At 39.5% G+C, this 21,865-nt stretch carries 14 protein-coding genes; 10 read left to right on the top strand and 4 right to left on the bottom strand.

Features of this window, described 5'->3' with window-relative positions; translation table 11 throughout:
• Position 1 precedes the first annotated feature (1 nt).
• The 6 genes from MHM87_RS15280 to MHM87_RS15255 all read left to right on the top strand — a co-directional run bounded on the left by MHM87_RS15280 (position 2) and on the right by MHM87_RS15255 (position 10,745).
• Positions 2–961 carry a restriction endonuclease gene (locus MHM87_RS15280; RefSeq protein WP_239259993.1) on the top strand — a complete coding sequence of 320 codons (960 nt, stop codon included), beginning with the start codon at positions 2–4 and terminating at the stop codon, positions 959–961.
• Positions 962–1,304: 343 nt separating this feature from the next.
• Entirely contained in the window at positions 1,305–2,171 is an 867-nt protein-coding gene (locus MHM87_RS15275) for a hypothetical protein (RefSeq protein ID WP_239259991.1), read from the top strand.
• Positions 2,168–3,517, top strand: coding sequence for a hypothetical protein (locus tag MHM87_RS15270; RefSeq protein ID WP_239259989.1), 1,350 nt, complete (start codon positions 2,168–2,170; stop codon positions 3,515–3,517). Before MHM87_RS15275 ends, MHM87_RS15270 begins: the two co-directional genes overlap by 4 nt.
• A gap of 2 nt (positions 3,518–3,519) precedes the next feature.
• On the top strand, positions 3,520–5,256 hold the full coding sequence (locus MHM87_RS15265; protein WP_239259988.1) for an NERD domain-containing protein: 1,737 nt from the start codon (positions 3,520–3,522) through the stop codon (positions 5,254–5,256).
• On the top strand, positions 5,249–8,905 hold the full coding sequence (locus tag MHM87_RS15260; RefSeq protein WP_239259987.1) for a helicase-related protein: 3,657 nt from the start codon (positions 5,249–5,251) through the stop codon (positions 8,903–8,905). The genes MHM87_RS15265 and MHM87_RS15260 overlap by 8 nt, the downstream gene beginning before the upstream one ends.
• Positions 8,898–10,745 (top strand): DUF1998 domain-containing protein, encoded by a 1,848-nt coding sequence (locus tag MHM87_RS15255; RefSeq protein ID WP_239259985.1) that lies wholly within the window; start codon positions 8,898–8,900, stop codon positions 10,743–10,745. The genes MHM87_RS15260 and MHM87_RS15255 overlap by 8 nt, the downstream gene beginning before the upstream one ends.
• 160 nt (positions 10,746–10,905) lie before the next feature.
• Here the strand turns inward: MHM87_RS15255 and dcm are convergent, their stop codons facing one another.
• The 3 genes from dcm to MHM87_RS15240 form a co-directional block, all read right to left on the bottom strand.
• Positions 10,906–12,474 (bottom strand): DNA (cytosine-5-)-methyltransferase, encoded by a 1,569-nt coding sequence (gene dcm / locus MHM87_RS15250; protein ID WP_239259983.1) that lies wholly within the window; start codon positions 12,472–12,474, stop codon positions 10,906–10,908.
• A 124-nt stretch (positions 12,475–12,598) separates the two neighbouring features.
• Entirely contained in the window at positions 12,599–15,169 is a 2,571-nt protein-coding gene (locus MHM87_RS15245; RefSeq protein ID WP_239259981.1) for a DEAD/DEAH box helicase, read from the bottom strand.
• Positions 15,170–15,206: 37 nt separating this feature from the next.
• A complete protein-coding gene (locus MHM87_RS15240; RefSeq protein ID WP_239259979.1) occupies positions 15,207–15,821 on the bottom strand; it encodes a class I SAM-dependent methyltransferase in 615 nt (204 codons plus the stop codon).
• A gap of 191 nt (positions 15,822–16,012) precedes the next feature.
• Between MHM87_RS15240 and MHM87_RS15235 the strand changes: the two genes are divergently transcribed.
• From MHM87_RS15235 to MHM87_RS15225, 3 genes are all read left to right on the top strand, one after another.
• Positions 16,013–18,106 carry a TonB-dependent siderophore receptor gene (locus tag MHM87_RS15235; RefSeq protein ID WP_239259977.1) on the top strand — a complete coding sequence of 698 codons (2,094 nt, stop codon included), beginning with the start codon at positions 16,013–16,015 and terminating at the stop codon, positions 18,104–18,106.
• Between the two features lie 167 nt (positions 18,107–18,273).
• The gene (locus MHM87_RS15230; protein WP_239259975.1) at positions 18,274–18,804 is read left to right on the top strand and encodes a hypothetical protein; all 531 of its coding nucleotides are present in this window, start codon (positions 18,274–18,276) and stop codon (positions 18,802–18,804) included.
• 24 nt (positions 18,805–18,828) lie between these two features.
• Complete coding sequence (locus tag MHM87_RS15225) at positions 18,829–19,356, top strand: hypothetical protein (RefSeq protein ID WP_239259973.1); 528 nt, start codon at positions 18,829–18,831, stop codon at positions 19,354–19,356.
• Positions 19,357–19,429: 73 nt separating this feature from the next.
• On the opposite strand, the gene MHM87_RS15220 is transcribed toward MHM87_RS15225, so the two are convergent.
• Entirely contained in the window at positions 19,430–20,650 is a 1,221-nt protein-coding gene (locus MHM87_RS15220) for an acyl-CoA dehydrogenase family protein (RefSeq protein WP_239259971.1), read from the bottom strand.
• Between the two features lie 212 nt (positions 20,651–20,862).
• Here MHM87_RS15220 and MHM87_RS15215 point away from each other — a divergent pair, with 212 nt between their 5' ends.
• Positions 20,863–21,786, top strand: a complete 924-nt coding sequence (locus tag MHM87_RS15215) for a LysR family transcriptional regulator (RefSeq protein WP_239259969.1) — start codon at positions 20,863–20,865, stop codon at positions 21,784–21,786.
• The last annotated feature ends 79 nt before the right edge of the window (positions 21,787–21,865 follow it).

The following is a 21,865-nucleotide window of genomic DNA, read 5'->3' as shown; positions in this document are numbered from 1 at the left end:
GATGAGGGGACCTGTAGAATTGATCAGCGAGGGATATGCTGGAATCGGGTGGGGGCAATTTCAGCTTCGGAATTTTACCACTGCCGATGAGTTCTATGAACATCTCAATAGCACACAGCAAAGTGTGGGGCGTAGTGGTAATCAATTGCGTCGATTTATTGAAGTTAAGCAAGGCGATTTCATCGTGGTGCCAGCGCCTGCCCGTATATACATAGGAATCGCTACTGGCGAGAAACGATTCTGCGCAGACAAACCGTGGGGCGAAAACCAAATAGAAGTAACATTTCCCTGCGATGCTGAAAACGAGCCAATCTCTATCGCACGTACAGACCTGAAGCAAGGTTTACAATCTAGGCTGCGTATACGTTTAACCGTTGCAGACTTAGATTACTTTAAAGACGAAATCATAGAGCGTTACAACGACATTAAAAATAATGTGAGTAGCGGTGCCCTATCCAAAATTAACGAAAAAGCTGGGGAAAAATTAGAGCAGTTTAAAGCAAAACTGTTAGATAACCTTCGAAATAGAAATCATTATTTGGAAGCTGGTGGGCAGGGCTTAGAACACCTTGTAAAAGAATTGCTTGAAATTGAAGGTTACACCGCTGTTATACCTAGTAAGCAAAGTCACGAGGTTGGCGTAGATGTTGATATAGAAGCCCAGTCACGCAACCCTTTCATTACGCAAGAGCTGTTGATTCAAGTAAAAGATCATGTAGGTTACACCGATAAGCATGCTATCGACCAGATAGCAAAGGTTGAGAAAAAAGACGATTGTTATCGATGGGTAGTATCATTAGGTGATTTCACTAAAGATGTTACACAGCACGCGGACGGTTTAAGTGTTAACTTAATGAATGGAACTCAACTTGTGGATTGGCTAGCCGAACGCTGGCTAGACTTATCCCCTACGACACAGCAAAAGCTCGGTATCGCTTCAGTGCCGCAGCTTATTTTTTGAGTCCTGAATGGAAATGTGAGCTGCTTAATTTACTTAATAATCTATCGCTTACGTTGAAATGGTAATCTGTGAATCCTTCATCCATATTCGACTACGAGCGAGTTTTTCAGCGCTAGTGTGGAGACGTCAGTTGCGTTTCTTATGACATTATTCGTCTATATCTATTTACAATTTTAGCTAGAAAAATTACATTTAAGTTAAGGACTTCATAAATTGAATAGCCAGATAAGCGATTAAGCTCATAAGTACTTTTGTGCAAATTGAGCCTTTAAGCGGCCATGAACTTGCTCGCTCACTTATCAAAAGTATCATAGTTTATGGAATATGAATAAAGGGATTTAGTGTGGTTGTTGAAAGTTATCCCATTGCATTTCAGCAGATTTATAAATTTTCGAAGTTTTTTTTCACTGAAAAAGGCTTTTCTATTGCGGTTGTTCTATCAAAAACTCCCTACTTATCTGCATCATTAGCATCTCTCGGTGCTCAGTGCGAGGAAAACATATTTAAAGCTGGAAAATGCTTTTTAATTCCTAAGCTAGACGGCACGTCCAAGTGGCAGCACATCGTAATAGAAAGGGAAGAGTTTATAAATGGTCAAGCACTCTATTACTATAAGTTTAGGAAACCTCGAAAGAGAAATTTGAAAAAGCAATTTGAAATAAGTGATGTTGGCTTACAAGCAAAGCCTGAAAAGTTTTTTAAAGATTATGGAATAGTTAATCATTATGCCGATGAGAGAGAATGGCTAGGCAAGCATGATGTTGATTTATCAAGTAGTGAAAAACTCAGAAATAAGTCTTCTTATTTTCCTTATATTGTCGGCAACAAATTAAAGTTTATTTCTTGGTTCAAGACGGATTTAAAAATCTCTAATGAAAAGGGAAAGTCTCTTGCAGACATAACCGCTATAAATGTAAATGAAACTCCATATAGTGATATACAGTTTGCTAGTCAATATAAGTTAAATGGTAGCGCAAATCCTTCGATATGGATAAATAAAGTTCCCCCTTCAAAATTTCGTGGTAAAGCATTGGTTGTTTTATCACCGTATCTATCATCATTTGAACAAAAAATGATTGAAGTTAATGACTTGTATCATGACCAGAAGCTAATAGCTTGTAAGGCTGATGATTTGCCGGTCGAGCTTCGCTGTTTACTATCAGAACAGAAGTGCTACAGGTTTTCTTTATTCGGTAGAGTATTCGAATGAGCTACTTTTCTAACTATAAATCAGTAGATATAAATTTAAACAGATTTGATTATGAGCCTATTCGAATAGTATTGGCAGCATATAAAGAACTGAAAAAAACTCAGTCAATAGATTCTCTACATGCTGAAATTAATAAATTTTGCAGAAAAACTATTAATAGATTTGTTTCAGGAAAAAAAGCGTGTAATCAAGATATCGAATATATTAAGGAGTTATGTAGAAAAAAGGGAACTAATACCTGCCGTTTACTATATCGCTCGATAGATTTTATTGATTTTGACTTAGTAAAATACCAAGTGTTTGAATCATTTTATTTAAACAATGATATTGAACAAGTTAACATCTTATTAGAGTCAAATGAGGGATGGAAATATCACGAAAAAGTAATATTTGATTTAGGTTTGCAAGAAATATTTTCACCTATTTTAAAAAATGATCTAAAAAATAAATTTTTTGAAATGCCAATCTTGTTTTTTGCATTGCCCCAATGGTTTGAATCTACACTAATAATCCCACCATCTGATGTGTTGCATTTTATCTACCCTAAAAACTTAGACTACGATATTAAAATTGATAGCCATTTGACGCTAAATAGTGGCAAATCTCTAGAGATTTTCTCATTAGAAAATGAAATAAATAAAACAAGCTTCAGTATCGAACCTATACCTGATTTCTATAATAAATTTCCTAAGCAAAACACTCGCGAAAGTGACCCTAAAGAGAAAGATGAATTAATAAACAGTGAATTTGAAAGGGATCCAGTTAATATTTTAAATATACTTTTAACTTCTAATAATAACTTGTTTTCTAATAGAGTCTATCTAACAATTATGAGAGACAATAGTTTGAAGTTTTCTTCTTTTGATACTGAAAGCGACTTAGAAGATGTTAGATATATTGTAAGTTCCATAGATGCCTCGTGCGCAAATATTCAATCACTATTAAAAGAACAAACTAAGATAATGGAAGTATGGAAAAAGCCGTTGAGAGATAATTTAAAAAGTCCAAGTTTGATTCAAACCCTTGAAAATCTTGGTGCGGTGAAAGCAAGTGAACAAAATATTAAAAATTGGGCTGATTCTAATCGAATTGCTCCAAGATCGGAAAGCGATTTCAGGGCCGTATTAAAATTTGCTGGTATCGATAGTGAGGAACAAATTAAAAACTATCTTTACTTAGCCTACAAACAAAGGAGTGACTCTATAAGTATCGGCCATAAGCGTTCATATCTAGCAAGTGAAATAGTAAAGAGAAATATTCAAGAAAGAATTAACAAGAATCAAGAAATTGTTGGTTATTTTGTTTCATATGGAATCAGTTTTCAAGTTGATGAGGTGAAAGTATAAACATGGCAAAAATGATTCCTAGCTACCTAGATGAGGACACGTTGAGCCCTGGAGAGGTCGACTTTTTTAAAAGGATAAGTAGTGATATCAAAACAAATGACTGGTTGGTACTACACTCTTTAAATATTGCACATCATCAAACTCGAATAATGGGGGAAATCGACTTCTTAGTTATTGTTCCCCAGGTTGGGGTTTTAGCAGTTGAAATTAAGGCTCATTCATTCATAAAAGTGATTGACGGTATATGGTATATGGGAAGAAGCGATACTAAAGGAAGCCGTAGGTCACCATTTGAGCAAGTAAATGAGTCTATGTTCAGTCTGATGAATTATATATCGGAAAATAACCAGAATCTTAAAAGTCTCCCAATTTTCTCGTTAGTAATTTTTACGAATTTTGATTTTAAAACTAAAAGTGTTGAGTGGAGTTCTAAAGACTACGTAGGCTCTCGAGAGTATCGTTCAAAGCCAATCTCAGACCTTTTAAATGAAAGGATTAAAAGTCGACTGCAAATGGTTTCTGAGAAAGTGTCTGGTCGTTGGTTAAAAGTTCAAAAAGGCTGCAACCCAAACAAAACTGATATAAAACAGCTTGTTCAACTTATTCGACCAAAGATTGAGCCTTCAGAAACGATTTTAAATATAGGTAGTAAAATAGAAAAAGAGTTAATTAAATATACATCTGAGCAGTTCTTAGCATTAGATACATTGTCAGGTAATAAAAGAGTCATTTTTGATGGAAGTGCGGGTACAGGTAAAACATTTCTAGCAATAGAATCGGCGATGAGAGAAGCAAAAGCTGGAAAAAAGGTTTTATTAATTTGTATGAATAAACTTTTAAACAGCCTGCTAAATACTAAATTAGACAACCCAGATATAAAAGTAGTGACATTACATAAGTTTCTGAAAGACAATTCAGGAAGCTCGGAGTTTGAAAACAGCAATAAATATTGGAACGAAACCTTACCAGAAGAGGCATATTGTAATTTATTAGAAATCGAAGAGACGTTAGATAAATTTGATACCCTCATAATTGATGAAGCGCAAGACATTCTAAGAAACAATTTTTGGTTAGATTGTTTAGATTTAATTTTAAAAGAAGGCCTTTCCAATGGTAGGTGGATGGCATTTGGGGATTTCAACTTACAAACAATATATAATATTTATGACGTTTCCGCTGACATAAAAAACAATCTTTTAAGCAGGACATCATCATCAGCACAAGGCTCATTAACGCGAAATTGTCGTAACACAGAAGAGTGTAGCCGATTGAGCTTATCGTTGGCTGCTATTGCTTCACCCTATCAAAGTTATCTTAGACACACCCCTTCAATAGTAAAATCCAGTTATCTATTTTACAAAGATGAATTAGGTCAAATGAAGCAGCTTTCTTCACTTATAAAAAAAGGTTTAGATTCTGGTTTTAAAGCATCCGACATCGTTATTTTATCGAAAAAGGCTGAAACAAAATCAATTTCGAAAAATTTTAGCAAGGAGTTGGGTATATTGCCTTTTGAATTAGAAAGAAAAGGGGTTTCCTATACATCAATACATAAATTCAAGGGGTTAGAGGCACCTTTTATAATTTTGACCGACTTCGATGAATTGGATTCGGATGAGGCGAAAAAAATGGTTTTTACAGGGGCTAGCAGAGCTACAGACTCAGTGCACTATTTGTTTAATAATTCAACTAAAGCTAGTTTTTTTAGCTTGTTAATGGAAGGAAAAGGTAATGAATAATGGAGCACAAATAAGAGACGAAATTGTATTCAATACGTTACAAGAAGAATTAGTTGGTCCATGTGCTTATGGAAACGAATTAGATGTATTGTCGATTTCTTCAATTTCCAAAGACAAGTTTAATCAACCTTTTCTAACAAAGCATTCCAAGGAAGAGATTTTAAAAGTATATCCGACTCAAAGGTACGGTGTGGGAGTGATATATCCTCAAAAAACCGATGTTTTAGAAGACGCAGGGACTACAACTTCTGATTCTAGTGAAGAAACCTCTATTGATGAAGTAAAGATAGAGCCGGCTTCACCATTAAAAGGTATTTGTGATAAAGATCAGGATTTTGATATATCCCTTACCAATACTCTTGCACCATCAGCAATTGGAATTTCGTTTTTAGCTGATTCTGCTGAATTGAATAATTTAGAATTCTCTATTGAAGGAGCTTTTTATAAAGACTTTACAGCTTCAATGGTTAACGAGGGTAAACGTTATGAAGAAACTTGGTGGTATAGAGAACCCTTTAAATTAAACGTTTCAATAAGTATTGAACGATTGTCCCCCTACTTTAAGATTAACTTAGCGTCAGAGTGTAGTGAGCTTCCAAATGAACACCTGAAGGGGTTTTATTTAGAGGGTATAGTTCGAAAACATCAAAAGAACTTATTGCTAACTATATCTTTGGTTAACCGTAATACTTGCTCCTCTTTCATTGACAAAAATCGAAGTTCACTTTTTCAAACAACTTTAAGAGTTCAAACCCCTGATTCTGTAGGGGCTATTTTACCTTACCCTGAGCCTATTACTGGTACTTCTGATGATATAAGTAATCTACTACTATACAGAAACTCTCCTGTCTTTAGCCGAGGTCACGGTGTGGCAACAGATTGGGACGCGCCAGCCTATACAGAGGTCAAAAGGGTCTCAGAAGTCTACACCACCTCCTTACCTTCATTTGAAACGCCTAGTGTTTCGGCTGATATTGAAATGCCTGATGGTTCTCCATTATCTATAGAAATGAAAGAGCTTTCCACAATTGAAAGTAATTCGGTAGGCGATGCTCAATTGAAAACAATGATTGATAGTTACGATGCATGGATTGATCAACAAAAGAGTCTGATAGATAAAATTGAGCAGCCAGAATTAAAAAATAAAGCACAAGAACATATAGACAATTGCTACTCTATTTTAGGCAGAATGAAGGAAGGTTATAGTTTAATTAAGTCTTGTAATAACGTTAAAAAAGCCTTTCAACTTGCAAACCTAGCAATGTATGAACAACAAAAGCATGCTCCTAAAAGATTAAGAACGGTAGCTTTCGATGAAAACGGGCATGGTCAAATATCTATGCCATATAAAGATAACAAAGCATTAGGTAAATGGAGACCATTTCAGATTGGCTTTTTACTTATGAGTTTGAAAGGAGCATCTGAAAAGAATTCTATTGAAAGAGAGAATGTAGAGTTAATTTGGTTTCCAACTGGTGGCGGTAAAACAGAAGCTTATTTGGGATTGGCTGCATTTACTCTTCTTTATCAGCGCATTGTTTATGGAGAGAAGGCTGAAGGTGTACAGGTAATCATGCGTTACACTTTACGTTTATTAACCGCACAGCAGTTACAGCGTGCCGCCACCTTGATTTGTTGCTTAGAGGTTATTCGTGATCAGCAAGGGTTACTTGGTCAACCTTTTAGTATTGGGCTTTGGGTTGGGGGAAGTAATACCCCCAACAGTCGAAAGAAAGCTTTATCTGACTTAACGACTTTGAAGTCTAATGTAAAACGCGGTCGTAGATATGATAATCCTTTTTTATTAGATAGATGCCCGTACTGCGCTGCTCAGTTGGGTGTAGTGAAAAATAAGAGCAAGCAAGAAGTTTTAGGTTATAAGGCAAGTAGGCAACATCAAAGTGTAATATTTACCTGCACTGACTCTAAATGTCACTTTCACAAATTTATTCCAGTGACAGTCATTGATGAAGATATTTATGAACATCGTCCGTCACTTGTAATCGGCACCGTTGATAAGTTTGCTATGCTAGCATGGCAGCCCCGTATTAGAAGTATGTTTGGGATAGGTTCTCAAGGAGAGCGTATTTCTGAACCACCGCAATTGATAATCCAGGATGAGCTTCATTTAATATCAGGTCCGTTAGGATCGATGGTTGCGCTTTATGAACCTTTAATCGAAAAATTATGCACTTACGAATTAGATGGAAAAGTTGTTAAACCTAAAATCGTTTGTGCTACGGCAACAACCAATGGTTACCGGGAGCAAATTTTAAGTATTTATGGTCGAAGTAATGTAACTCTTTTTCCTGCACCAGGCTTAAGTGCTGAAGACTCTTTCTTTTCTAAATATCAAAGAGATGGCAATGGTGAGCTGTCACCTGGTAGAAAATATGTAGGAGTCTGTGCTCCGGGTTTAGGCTCTATATTAACTACACAAGTTAGGACTCAGTCTGCTCTTCTTTTTGCACCTAATAAAGTTGAAATTGAAGATAGAGATCCATGGGTAACCCTCCTTTCTTTTTATAATAGTATCCGTGAACTTGGTGGTGCTTTAACACTATTTCAATCAGACATAGTTAGCTACTTGCTAGAGCAAAAAAGAAGGTATCCAAGAGATATCCTACCTAGGAAGTTTCTAAATGGAAGGGAATTAACTAGTCGTTTAAAAGACGATGAAATACCACAAGCTATAGCTGAATTAGAGACGTCAGTTAACACAAATATTTTGACCGAACAACTATATCTGGAGATAAAAGGTGAGCTTTTAAAATTGGTGGGTAAATACCAAGAACTAGAGCCAAATGCGTCAGCAATAATTAATAGTATTGATTTAAATAAGAGAATAAAACTAGAGCATTATCATGACCTAGAATGTATATCTAATTTTTTAAGGAATAAAGACGCCAAATTACCAAATAGTTCTAAAAAGTTTTATGAACTATGTTTGAATTATTATGTTAAATCATTTTGCTTAGCTTCGAGTATCATTGAAGTTGGGGTTGATATTGATCGTTTGGCTGTTATGAGTATTGTCGGTCAACCTAAAACAACAGCACAGTATATCCAAGTATCAGGGCGTGTAGGTCGCAGAGTTCCAGAAAGACCGGGTTTAGTTATAACGATTTATAATAATTCGAAACCACGAGATAAATCTCATTATGAAGATTTTAGAGGGTATCATCAAAGACTATACGCCAAAGTTGAGCCTTCTAGTGTCACGCCTTTTTCTAGACCAGCTTTAAAAAGGGGGCTAGCAGCAATTACGGTTGCCGCTCTGAGGCAACTTTCACCTATTGACACTAATCCTGAAGATATTGATGTTGGATTACTCAAAAAGTGGATTGCAGAGCTTATCGACTCTAGGAAAATAGCAATGTCGGCTGATGAATTGAGAGATGTTCAAGATTCTTTAAATAGGTTGTTGGACTCTTGGCCTAGAAGAGTAAGCAAGTTCAATGAATGGGGTAAGTTGACCATTAATGGAGAGGTTCAGCAAAACGATCTCATTTACCCATTAGGACTAAATGGCAATTTTAAAGGAAAATTACCTTGTCCAACGAGTATGAGAAATGTAGACGGTGAATCAAGCATGTGGATCACAAATGTCTATTCGGAAATAGAAGATTTAGGAGATTGGGATGTCTAAAAGTGAAGTGAAAACCAGGAAGTCTCAATTAATTCATACTTTTGGACCTGGGGCTATGCAAGTTAATAAGGATGGTATATCAATGTTGGCTTGCGGTTTAGATTATTGGTTCGCTGAATCAGGAACATCCACTAGCATAGATAAATCAGCCATTGAGAAGTTTATTATACAAGATGAAAGGCTAGCTAGTAAGCTTGGTGTAAAAGAGTTTCGTAACCCTCCTGATGCATCAATAAAGTTTAAAGAACGAAAAATTAGCCTTCCACTGCCAGCTCAAAGGTTTCCTTATTGGCATATCTGTTCCAATACAAACTGCCAAATAATGAAAAAAGAGTCGTCAATAAAGGATGATCAAAGCAGGTGTCCTGTATGCGATTCAACTATGTATCAGTCGAGGTTTATTTCTCTATGTAGCCATGGTCACTTGCAAGACTTTCCTTGGATAGAGTGGATTAATAATAACCTAGGGAAATCGTGCACTGAAAGCTGTCAACTCAAGTTGGTAGGTACAGGTAGTACAACGAGCGCAGGTATTAAAGTTAAGTGTGTAACGCATAACACTAAGCCAGTATCTTTGGGAGGTGTATTTCAAAACGAAAAAGATGGAGATAGAGTGAAGTCGTCTGCACTATCTGAAAAGGGGATAAAATGTTCTGGTGCTAAACCTTGGTTGGGCAGTGAGCATGTAACTGCGTGTGAAGAGCCTTTAGTTACAGCTCTACGTCAAGCTACAAATGTATATTTTGCAAAAACAGATTCTTCAATTCTTCTTCCTGTAAGTGATAACGAATCAATTAATAGGGTTTACTCGGAATATGAAAAAATCCCAAGTGATACAAAAAAGTTGATCGAAGGTGGAGGGGATATTGAAACCAAGGCTGGAATCTTAGCTATGTACTTTGGAGCTGAATTTGAAAAGTCTGAGTTAATTAACTTTTTTAAAAGTTACGAACAAGTCGAACATGAGGTTTTTGAGCTTTCTGAGGTCGATTATCGTTTTCAAGAGTATCACCATTTTTTAGAGAATAATCATGATGGGTGTCTAGTCACAAAACTTCGTGAAATTAGTGAATACGACAGTTGGATATCGAATTACTTCTCTAATATTACACAAGTTAAACAAATTACTGTAACGAATGCTTTTTATGGCTTTGATAGGATACAACCTAGCAAAGACAGAAGAATCGATAGTTATAAAAATGACTTGTGGGAAAATAATAGTGCTACGAAAGGCTGGTTACCCGCTGTAAAAGTATATGGTGAAGGAATCTTTATAGAGTTTAATTCAACTGCAATAAAAAGCTGGTCGCGCGATTTTTCGACGAAGACAGAGTTTAAGAAACTTCAAGAGAAAGCATTAATGAGCTCATTGCATGAAAAAGTAGGAGTACTGTCGCCAGCATATTTGCTTATTCATACTTTTTCACATTTGCTTATTAACCAGATGATTTTTGACTGTGGGTACAGCACAGCTTCATTAAGAGAAAGAATCTATGTTAGCGAAGACCCTGAAACACAAATGTATGGCTTGTTGATTTATACGGCAGCTGGAGATAGTGAGGGGTCTTTGGGGGGCTTGGTTAGGATGGCTGAGCCTAAAAAGTTTGAAGCTATTTTGAGAAAGTCTATAGATAGTTCGAATTGGTGTAGTTCTGATCCAATTTGTAGAGAGCAAGGAGACAAAGGAGGGCAAGGACCGTACGGAATGAATTTAGCAGCATGCCATAACTGTGCATTGTTACCAGAAACGTCGTGTGAAAATTTCAATACTCTAATTGATAGGGGGTGCGTGACGAGTAAGGAACTTAATGGAGATGGCTATTTTGATAGCCTATACTGAATTAGTCTAGATCTTAGTGCACAAATTGCTAGCGATATCACTGCAATGCAGCTTCAACTCTAACTTGAAGCTGTTATTTTATAACAGCGGACGATAGCGATTATTCGCAAACTAGGCGATTGTTGAGTCAAATTTTCTTTGATGTTTAGTAGATTCGGCCCTAGCGATTTAAACCTTGAGTAGATTGATTGAACAGCTCCATTACAACATTGCCAATCTGTCGTGCCAAAAAAGGGGGAACAGCATTTCCTACCTGGACGTACTGTTGTGTTCTTCCTCCTTCAAAAAAGTAGTTGTCAGGAAATGTCTGTAAACGAGCAGCCTCTCTTACTGTGAGGCTGCGACACTGTTTAGGATCATAATGCACGAAGTAATGGCCATCTTTAGAGATATGACTAGTGATCGTTGTCGCGAACTTATTTGCAGATTGTACTCGAAAGCGGTCTGCGTGGTTTCCTGACTCCCAGTTTTTGTGATTTGGGGCTAACTCTTTAGGAAAATCTCTTGACTTGGGAGACACTCCGTTGTGTAACTTCGCGTGTACAGCGCAGAAGGCATAACGAAGTAAATCTGAATCCATATGCCCTCTAGTATCATGATTCAATACACACTTTAAATTTTCATCTAATAACCAATCTCTCAAAGGGGGAAGAAGTCGGTTTTTGTCAATATCAATATGTTGTGACCCCCTTCTATTTAGATTGTTGAATGGCTCTATGTCCAAGTCGTCAATAACATCACTCGAGTGAATTGGGGACTTAAGTAATAACTTCTTTAAGTACGTGGCGTTTTTAGAAATTAATCTTGTCCAAACCTGCTGCTCATTTTCGGTTTTCTTAGAAAATCCGCTCCTAAGAGGCGGTAGATCTCCTAGCACACTTTCCACGCTAATCGTATTGTCTGCTTTTTCCAGCGTTGATGGTATTGCTTTTATGTCTTCTCTAACACCAATCAAAATCACTCTATGACGAGCTTGAGGAATTCCATACTCCTCTGATTTAATAAGAAAATCTCTTGAGTCTTTATATTGAGGGTTCTCTGAATTCTCTGCACTCACGACAAGTGAATATATTTTGTATTTGGGGCCAGTCTTTTCTTTGGTCACTCTACTTGGATTTCTTAAATCCTTCAAAAGCTGCGGAAACATTACTTTGCCGTTTAATTTTGCAGACAGAATTCCGCGAACGTTTTCCATTATAAATACGTTTGGCTTGGCAATGGACAGCACTTTCAAATACTGAAGATAAAGGAAGTTACGGGAATCTTTTTCAGCTTTATAGTTTTTGATACCGGCATTGCGGGATCTTCCGGCCAAAGAGTAAGCTTGGCATGGGGGGCCCCCGATTACCACTGTCGGCCCGGTATGCTTTTCCGTTAACTCTCGGATACGTTCATGAATTAAGTTGTTATCAGCGCCTAGCTCTCTTGGCCCCTCTAGAGTTTCAATGTTCGCTTCTCTCGCTTGTTCAGGATAGCGTTGAAAAAGAGCTTCTCTAGAAAGGTTGCCCCTGACATATTCATAGTAATCATCTAGACCACTAGGCAAACCTTTTAGTTTTCTGAAAAATGCTCTTGTTGTTAGAGTTTTATGCGCATGCGGATCTTTCTCAACAGACAATCCGATTTGAAATGGACTACTTCCATTTTTGTGCCGACAAGAAGATATTCCTTCACCTAACCCACCCGGACCGGCAAATAAATCGATTACTAAAACTTCACCTGTTTTCACAATAGCCACTATATTAAAAAAATGCTGAGCAATAATACCAGGCTAAAAGTTCTGAGCAATATTAATATTATTCTGCTTCTAAATGACTTAGTCTCACCAAGTCATCAATTGAAAAAACTACTCACTAAAGAGTTCCTTTTTTGAACGCGCCAACTTCAACATTTTTATTGAAGTAACTTTTCCCATCTTCAAACATTTGCTTCCTAATTAACTCTATATCGCTGCTCTTAAGCTTTTCCCACAAAACAGCATCAAAGGCTAGTTTGTCTAAATCCTTGGCGTGGTACATAAAGCTTTTGCGCTCGAATTTTTCGAATGGGTTCTGAAGAATGCTTTTAGTTAGCCGACTTTTGTCGTTTAAAAACTCTTCATTATTCAGAGGGCTGTTTGGTTTTTCAGCTTTTCCGTATTTTGTCAGTAAGTCTTTATAAAATGACTGGTAATCATCTCTTAGCAATGTAAGTGATACTTCGCCAGTTTTATCTGCGTGCTTAAGCATCAATAGCAAAAAGATGATTTTGAATGAAAACGTATAATCTCGTTGCTCTAAAAACTCGAAAAAATCATCCCTTCTCGTGGCTTCGCTACGAAGCTTCAGGTTTTTTTCTTCGCGTATCTCGTGAACTCTACTTTGTTTGTAATAGTTAAGCATTTTATTGCCAAACGGTAATTGCTTGTCAGGAACTACACTTAGGTTTTCTACCCATTTTTTTACTGTGCCCGTGGAAACAAATAGTTCTCTTGCAAGTTGTTCATCATTTACATAATCGCCGAATTCATCCTCGAAATTAAATAGTTTAATAGGTCTTAGAATTCTTTCGGATTCATAAAGGTGATCTAGAACAATCTCTTCACCTACAGGTGCTGCGTTAGGGTTGAATACATCAGCGAAAGGCTTGTAATCAGTTAAATTGAATATACTGTGCAAACTCCACGGTTGGAGCGCAGGTCCATATCTATCAACCACATCAACTACGTAAAGCGCTTCTTTGCCTAGGTAGTTCCTTGTACCTCTTCCTAACTGTTGCATGTAAAGCACTTTGGACATTGTTGGTCTTGCCATTACGACAATTGAAGTGTTAGGCGCATCCCACCCCTCATTTAATAAATCACATGCACATAAAAACCGTAGTTTTCCATCCTTATATTTTTTAAGGCCTTCGCGGCTGTTTGCTGATACTGCTTCTGCACTAATCATGTGTTTATTTAGCAGTGCAGCAAGTCTATTAGCGTGTTTTACGTCTACGCAAAATATTACACCTTGAAGTGACGATAGAGATTGGTGGGTAGTGGTGTCTTCTTGGCTAAAGTATTTAGAAATAACATCAACGATCAGCTGATCTCGAGAAGGAATAATGACGTTTTTATTTAGGTCGCTTTTTACGAATTCTTTCCCATTGAATCGTACTTGTGAAAAATCAATATTACTCTCTAATCGAAAAGCCCGTATAGGTGGTAAGAGGCTTTGTTTTATCGCCTCTTCTAAGGTCATATTTATTTGGTATCTACCAAATATTTTAGCTAAATCTTTCTGGTCTAGCCGTTTGTCGGTTGCTGTGCAACCAAGTAAGGTTTTGGGCTTGAAGTGTTCTAAAACCCTTTTAAGACCTTGTGCTGGTGCATGGTGTGCCTCGTCCACCACAATATAGTCAAAGTAATCTGATGAAAGAGAAAAGAAGCTTCGTTGTATGGCTCGTGTTGTTTGTACAATTACATCTGCTTCGGTATCGGTTATATCCGAAGATACTACTAGGGAAGAGTTGCGCTCCAAAAAACGTGATTTTGTTTGGTCGCGAAGGTCTTTGAAAGGTACTATGACCAATGCACGTTTAGCCCGTCCCAACTTCCGCTGCCTTTGGTGGTCTGCAATAAATACTTCTGTCTTGCCTGTACCAGTAGGAAGTATCAGTAAGAAAGTATCCTTTCCCGCTTCCCTATTATTTTGTATGTCAGACAGTGCGTCTTCTTGATATTTGAAAAGTGAAAAACAGATATGACGAAACTGACTTGCTGAGGGTTTTTCGCAGAACGTTTCTGGCGCTCCAAAATACAGGTGAATTTGATCAGCAAACTTTTTTTCGTCTGCCATTCCCGCATTTGACCAACGATACACTTTTATACCGTCTTTCACTAACGAGTTCTGTTTTAGCAGTTGTGAAAGATAACGCTTCCTATCAATAACCAAAGGGTGATGAAAAGCTTCTCCATTTAGTTCAATTGCAATCTCACCGCTTTGCGTCTTTAGCATGTAGTCTACATAGCGGCTTTTACCCAGCAGATCGATATATTGATATTCACGTTCCAAAGCATATAGATATTTAGAGCCGTAAACCTGCTCGAATAGACTTTCGAAATTGTATTCAGGCTTCGTTGGATCTATTTCGTTTATGTGCCTGTCAGTACCGTAATGTTGAAAGTCATATTCCTCGTTTGTTTCACCTAAAACAGCATCAACGAGCCACTTATTGTCCGATTCTTGATCATCAATGAATCTGTAAAGCTTGGTAAATTTATGCATAAGCATATTTTGCCAACCCGTATATTCATGATATCGATATTGAGGCCTGTCATTGCCATAAAACTGAGTATCGAGAATAACTCCAGTCTGTTGCTCGGCGTCACTATATAGGTATGAGGTGTATTGTGAGTCGATGAGTTGAAATCCCTTTCGCTCTAACAATTTTGATAAGCTCATCCATTTAAATCCGTTGTTATGCCATTTTTCACTGACACTATCTTTTCACCAATTCAACCGTAACCCATTTCACATCATCTCGCTTCAAGCCATCTTGGCTTGGAACAGGGTTTAAATTGCGTGCAGTTAGTCCGCTGCTTTGCGCTAAAGTCGCCAACTCCTCATAACTGACAGCGTGCATGGGCCTTGCATCATCATTGGGGCCGAATCGAAGGCTTATATACATGATTCCATTTTCTGAAAGTAAATCAGCTAAACGGTTTAACGCGAGTGGCCTTTCAGATTCTGGTAAATGCATCCAAACAGCAGAAAGCAGTATTAGGTCGTATGTTTTTGGCGCTTGGGGTAGGGTGGTAAGCGCAGGTAAGCTGGCGTTACACCATGTAACACTGTTATGTGAATTGGCTTGTGCTAGGTTTCTTAGCTCATTTGCAGGCTCTACAGCTATTACTTTCCATCCTTTTTCGGCTAACCAATTTGCATCGCGGCCACTGCCAGCACCTACGTCTAACGCAAAGCCTACTTCAGCTTGCTGTAAAGATGCTTTCCAGTCAGTGTGCACACTTTCTGCATCAACCGAATTGTATAAGTCGAAGTAATGCTGCGCTTTTTCACTGTAATGCTTAATGGTGTTTTTTGTACTGCTAGTCAAAATGTCGATGCCTCCCTGATCTGAGGTACAGATTATCGCATTCCCACAAACGCAGCTACCTTTACAACTTTGTGAAATCTCTTTTTAGAAACTTAAATGGCAATAATTATCATTTAAATTAGCTTTAATTTATCTTATACTCCCCCGCCGTAAAGTTCTTAACCCTTCATAACCAAATAACAGAGAAAACCATGAAACTAAGCAGTTTATTTGCACTAACGCCTATCGCGTTTGCTTTGTCGGTAAATGCGCAAACAACTCAAAGCGATACAGTAGAAGTTAAAGAAGCAGACGTAGAAAAAATTCGTATTGTAGGTGTTCGCCAAAACCGTGTTAGCCGCGGTGCAACTGGCTTAACCATGGAAATCAGTGAAACGCCTCAGTCTATCAGTATTCTTTCTGAAGACCTTATGCAGTCGTTCGGTGCGTTCAACATTAATGACGCACTAAAGCTAGCACCAGGTATTAACGTAGAAGAGTGGGAAACTAACCGTACTAACTACACCGCACGTGGTTTTGAAATTAAAAACACCCAAATTGATGGTGTAGGCCTGCCTAACGACTGGGGTATTGTTACCGGTTCGGTTGAAGCTTACGGTTACGAAGAAATTGAAGTTATTCGTGGTGCGAACGGCCTGCTTACTGGTGTAGGTAATGCGTCAGGCACCATCAACTATGTGCGCAAGCGTCCTACTAACGAAGAAGGCGGCGAAGTGGGTGCAAGCATTGGCTCTTACAACTTCAAGCGCGTTCAAGGCGACTACTCTATGCTGCTTACAGAAGACGGCAGCTGGGCGGCGCGTGTAGTAGGTAGCTTTGAAGATAAAGAGTCTCACCTAGATGGTTTAGAAAACGATCGCGGCTTTGTATACGGCGTTATTGACGGTCAGCTAACGGATAACGCAACGATAACCTTCGGTTTGTCATACCAAGACGCCAATACCGACGGCAACACGTGGGGCGGGCTAGTATTCAACTATACCGACGGTACGCAAGCTGAGTGGGATATTAATGACACCACTACGCAAGAATGGACTAAGTGGGATACTGAAACCACTAACGCCTTTGTTGAACTAGACTATGAATTCGACAACGATTGGCAATTGCTACTTAGCTATAACTTCCGTGGTTACGAAGATGAAAGTAAGCTGTTTTATGCTTACGGTGCCATTGATAAAGAGACTGGCCTTGGTTTAGTTGGCTGGCCAGGTCGTTACGATTCTGAAATTGACTCTCACCTGTTAGAAGGCCGTGTATTCGGTGATTTCGAGCTGTTTGGTCGCAGCCATGAAGTTAACTTTGGTGTAAGTCACGCTACTAGCGACGACGTGTCTTTTGTTCATGCGTTTGACTACGCTACTACTCCTGCATACGGCCCAACACCAGCATTCCCGTACGGTTTGGATGCGATTGCTGAGCCTGAGTGGTTAGGTGTGTCTGAGTACTCAAATATTGAGCAAACACTAACGCGTTACTTCGGCTCTGCTCGATTCAGCATAACCGACGCAATGCACATCATCGCCGGTTTTAACGCGATCGACTTCGAGCGTACGGGCCAAAACGCAGGCGCGGTTATCGATAACTCAGAAAGCGAAGCCAGCCCTTATGTTGGTGCCACTTACGCGGTAACAGAAGATGTTAATGCTTACGTGAGCTACTCTGACGTGTACCAGCCACAAGAACAGTATGACGTAAACGGCCAATACCTTGACCCAACTAAAGGTAAGAACTTTGAAGCGGGCTTCAAGGCACAGTGGTTCGACGACAGACTACTAACAACTTTCGCTTACTTCACCGCTGAACAAGATAACTTGGCAGCATATGCAGGTACTAACCCTGAAACTCTTCAGTACTACTACAAAGGCGTATCGGTAGAGTCTGACGGTTTTGAAATTGAGCTAGCGGGTCAGTTAACTGATGATCTACGCATTAATGCGTCTTACACCAACATTGATGTAGAAGACGAGCAAGGTAACGACGCTAACCTATGGGCACCACGTGATGTAGTGACGTTCCAACTAGGTTACACCGTGCCGCAAGCGCCAGAAATTGAAGTAGGTTTTGGTGGTAGATGGCAGTCTGAAATTAGCAACGTAGACTACAATGTTAAGCAGGGCGCTTACTTCTTAGGCAACGTTTATGCTTCACATGCGTTTACAGAAGATTTCACCGTTCGCATGAACATCAATAATATCTTCGACAAGAAGTACATCAACAGCCTACATACGGTTGGTTACTACGGTGCGGGGATCAACGCTCAGTTGAGTGCATCATATACGTTCTAATATGAACCAAAACATGAATAATTAAAATGCGGCTTAGGCCGCATTTTTTGTTTGTGATCCTTCTTTAATGAAGCAGTTTTCCTAGACTCTTAATTTAAATTTTTATTAATTGATTAAAATTAGACCAGTTGCTATTGTTTTAAAACGTTCAGAAGATGGAGTTTCAAATGAATAAACACTTAAACAAAGTGTTCCCAAATGCCGTTAAGTTGTCAGTACTAACGTTAGGTGTTTTTCTTGGCGGCCACCTCGCCGCACATACCGATAAACAAAACTACGAAACAATCGACGTAGTAGGTGAGAAAACTTCTCCCCAACTGAAACGCGCATTCGACAAGCAACGTTTCGAGTTTCTAGAGTTATATAACAGCATTAATGAGATCGCAAAGTTCGACGTAATCTGTAAATACCACAAGCCAATTGGAAGCCAAATTGCCCGTAAAAGTTGCGAACCGCGTTATGTGAAAGACTTTCGTTCAATGATGATGCAAGTCTCGTCTACTGGCCCGGGAATTGATTTTAACCGCTTACCCAGCGATGACCATATTCGCTTTCTTACTAACGACACGAGAGAAGATGCTTTCGAGCATGTTGCAGCGTTGATTGCCACCCATCCAGAACTATTTGATAGCTTTACTAAACTAGACGCTATTCACCAGCGCATTGAGCAGCGTAAAGAAGAAGTTTACGAAGATTAATTCATGAAAATCACAGGAATTAAAATGAACCGTATTCTTAAAAAACATTTGGCACTAAGCGCTGCTTTAGCGCTTTTTTCACTAACCAGTGGCCACGCAATGGCCCAGTTAGATAAGCAGAAAGTAGAGCGAATCGATGTTGTGGGGCAGAAAACAACGCCTCAACTCGTAACAGCTTTTGAGAAAGAACGCTTTGCTTTTTTGGAGCTCTACAACGAAATTAACAACGTTGCTAAATTTGACATGATATGTCATCGCAGTAAGCCCACCGGTAGCCAAATTGTGCGTAAGCATTGCGAGCCTAGGTATTTGAAGTCTTACAGGTCCATGATGATACAAAAAGCCAGCAACACGTCGACTAGCGATAATACGTACATCAACTTTGGTCTATTACCTCATGATGACGACATTAAATTTCTTACCAAAAATACTCGTGAAGAAAATCACGACCATGTTGCAGCATTAATCGCAACACACCCAGAGTTATGGGAAAGCTTCAAAAAGCTTGATGCTATTCACCGTAAAATAAAGCAGCGGGAAGAAGGCAACTAGCGCTGTTTGGTGCAGCTGCTTAACCTATAAAAAATGCGGCTTAATGAAGCCGCATTTTTTGTATCAATTATAACTACTGATACTTCTTAAGCTCTAGTCGTGACACCATGCCTTTATGCACTTCGTCAGGGCCATCAGCTAAGCGAAGGGCTCTTGCACCCGCGGCAAATCGCGCCAGTGGGAAGTCGCTACACATACCCGCACCGCCGTGAATTTGTAGTGCCATATCCACCACGTTTTGTAGCATATTCGGCACCACCACTTTAATGGCTGATATTTCGGTCATAGCGTGCTTTACGCCTAAGTTGTCAATTTTCCAAGCGGCGTGGAGCGTGAGTAAACGCGCTTGCTCAATAGCCATGCGAGCATCGGCTACGCGTTCTAAGTTGCCACCTAAGCGTATGATTGGTTTACCAAACGCAACCCTTTCGTGACCACGTTTAAGTGCAAGCTCTAGCGCTTTTTCTGCCATGCCGATAGCGCGCATGCAGTGGTGAATACGGCCTGGGCCCAAACGCCCTTGTGCAATAGCAAAGCCTTTGCCTAAACCCATAATTAGGTTGTCTTTGCTCACGCGCACATTATCGAAATGCATTTCCCCGTGGCCGTAAGGCGCATCGTAATCGCCGTAGGCATCTAGCATGCGCTTAATGGTAATTCCAGGCGTATCAAGCGGCACTACGACCATACTGTGGCGACTGTGCTTGTCGTTATCAGGGTTAGATAAACCCATGAATATAGTTATAGCAGCATTAGGATGGCCTAACCCTGTCGACCACCACTTTTTACCATTAATGACTACGTCATCGCCATCTTCAATAATGGTGGCGGCCATATTGGTGGCGTCAGACGAAGCAACATCAGGCTCTGTCATACCAAACACTGAGCGTATTTCACCTGCAAGCAATGGTTTAAGCCATTTCTCTTTTTGGGCGTCGTTGCCGAAGTGATACAGCACTTCCATATTGCCGGTATCAGGCGCATTGCAGTTAAAAATCTCTGGTGCAAAGAGGTATTTTCCCATGCGCTCTGCCATAGGTGCATATTCAAGCGTGGTAAGACCCTGGCCTAGCTCGGCATCGGGCAAAAACAGGTTGGCTAACCCTGCTTCACGCGCTTTTGCTTTAAGCGCTTCAGTACCAGGGTGCAGCTTCCAGTTTTTCCAGTCACCGTGATTATTTTCTTTATGGTGAAAGTCGTAAACTTCATCTTCAATTGGCGCTATATGCTCGGCTATAAAATTATCGAGCTTCTCTAGTAAGGCTTTGGTTTTGTCGTTAAGTGAAAAATCCATAGGGCACCTTTTTACATTCGTTGAACTTGTACTAATTAAATATAGAGAGTATTTGCTTCGCATCTCGCACTTGGTCGCCGCAAGTTAAAATGTAGGGGCTGTCTCTAAAGCGTGCGATAACTGTTTGTTAAACGCATAGTAGAGAAAGTTGTTAAGTGAATGAAATGAAATATAATCCTTAAATGGTGTGAATTTCATTCATGGTTGTGGCAATGTTCGAAAACAGACAATTCGAGAAGTTGGATCTAAACCTGCTCAAGGTTTTTGAAGCGCTTTGGCAGCATAGGAATATGACCCGCGTAGCTGAAGCGCTTCACATTACGCCATCGGCCGTTAGCCATGCCATGCGCAGGTTTAGGGATACTTTGGGCAACCCACTTTTTGTTAAAGAAAAACAAAGCATGTTGCCTACTGCAGCCTGCGAACGGTTAGCGCCCGCTATTCTAAAAGCCTTAAGCGATATTCGAAAAGCATTGGGGGAGTTTGCCGACTTCGACCCGTTACACAGCCATCAGCGCTTTGTTATTGCCATGCAAGAGTCTCTAGAATTAGGCGTTTTACCTGTTCTGCTTTCAACCCTTGAAAAACAAGCTCCTAATGTTGAAATAGTAAGCACTCGCTTACATCGCGATACAATGCTGGCAGACTTAACAAATCGAAACCTCCACCTTGTTATTGATATTGGTCGCGCTGTTGATGCGCCCATTTCTCACTCACTATTGCGCCGCGATACCTACAAGGTGCTTATGAATAAGCAAAACCCGCTGGCACAAAATATAGATAAGAAGAAGTATGTAGAGGCTCGCCATATAACGGTGTCGAACCGGGCAAAAGGGGCGTCGGTAGAAGAAATCGCGCTGCAGCAACTAGGTATAAGCCGTCCTTCATTATGGCGTTGCCAAAACTATCGCGCCGCGGCAGATGTGGTGGCTAGCACTAACGCTTTGTTAACCTTGCCAGGCTCTGTGGCCGATGCGGTAAGCGATGATAACCTGATTAGCACCAAACTGCCGTATCAGCTTCCCGCGTTGGAAACACACCTTTACTGGCATAGCCAGCAGGAAGGCGAGCCCGGGCTAATGTGGTTACGCAATTTAATGCTACACTTGTTCGCTGAATCTGGTCTTACCAGATAGGTTCTGATAGGATTTAGCGCTATAGGCATTATCACGCAGCTCACACTTTGCCAGCGATTAGCGGGGTTCAGTGCTAGCG

The organism is Alteromonas sp. Cnat3-28, assembly GCF_022348265.1.
GTDB classification, from domain to species: domain Bacteria; phylum Pseudomonadota; class Gammaproteobacteria; order Enterobacterales; family Alteromonadaceae; genus Alteromonas; species Alteromonas macleodii.
Note: the sequence above shows the minus strand (reverse complement) of the source record. Positions and strands in the feature narration are given on the sequence as shown.

What these genes read in the sequence shown, in the direction of transcription:
- MHM87_RS15280 (WP_239259993.1), top strand. Translation starts at nt 2, where the DNA reads ATGAGGGGACCTGTAGAATTGATCAGCGAGGGATATGCTGGAATCGGG.
- MHM87_RS15270 (WP_239259989.1), top strand. Translation starts at nt 2,168, where the DNA reads ATGAGCTACTTTTCTAACTATAAATCAGTAGATATAAATTTAAACAGA.
- MHM87_RS15265 (WP_239259988.1), top strand. Translation starts at nt 3,520, where the DNA reads ATGGCAAAAATGATTCCTAGCTACCTAGATGAGGACACGTTGAGCCCT.
- MHM87_RS15260 (WP_239259987.1), top strand. Translation starts at nt 5,249, where the DNA reads ATGAATAATGGAGCACAAATAAGAGACGAAATTGTATTCAATACGTTA.
- MHM87_RS15255 (WP_239259985.1), top strand. Translation starts at nt 8,898, where the DNA reads ATGTCTAAAAGTGAAGTGAAAACCAGGAAGTCTCAATTAATTCATACT.
- MHM87_RS15245 (WP_239259981.1), bottom strand. Translation starts at nt 15,169, where the DNA reads ATGAGCTTATCAAAATTGTTAGAGCGAAAGGGATTTCAACTCATCGAC.
- MHM87_RS15235 (WP_239259977.1), top strand. Translation starts at nt 16,013, where the DNA reads ATGAAACTAAGCAGTTTATTTGCACTAACGCCTATCGCGTTTGCTTTG.
- MHM87_RS15230 (WP_239259975.1), top strand. Translation starts at nt 18,274, where the DNA reads ATGAATAAACACTTAAACAAAGTGTTCCCAAATGCCGTTAAGTTGTCA.
- MHM87_RS15225 (WP_239259973.1), top strand. Translation starts at nt 18,829, where the DNA reads ATGAACCGTATTCTTAAAAAACATTTGGCACTAAGCGCTGCTTTAGCG.
- MHM87_RS15220 (WP_239259971.1), bottom strand. Translation starts at nt 20,650, where the DNA reads ATGGATTTTTCACTTAACGACAAAACCAAAGCCTTACTAGAGAAGCTC.
- MHM87_RS15215 (WP_239259969.1), top strand. Translation starts at nt 20,863, where the DNA reads ATGTTCGAAAACAGACAATTCGAGAAGTTGGATCTAAACCTGCTCAAG.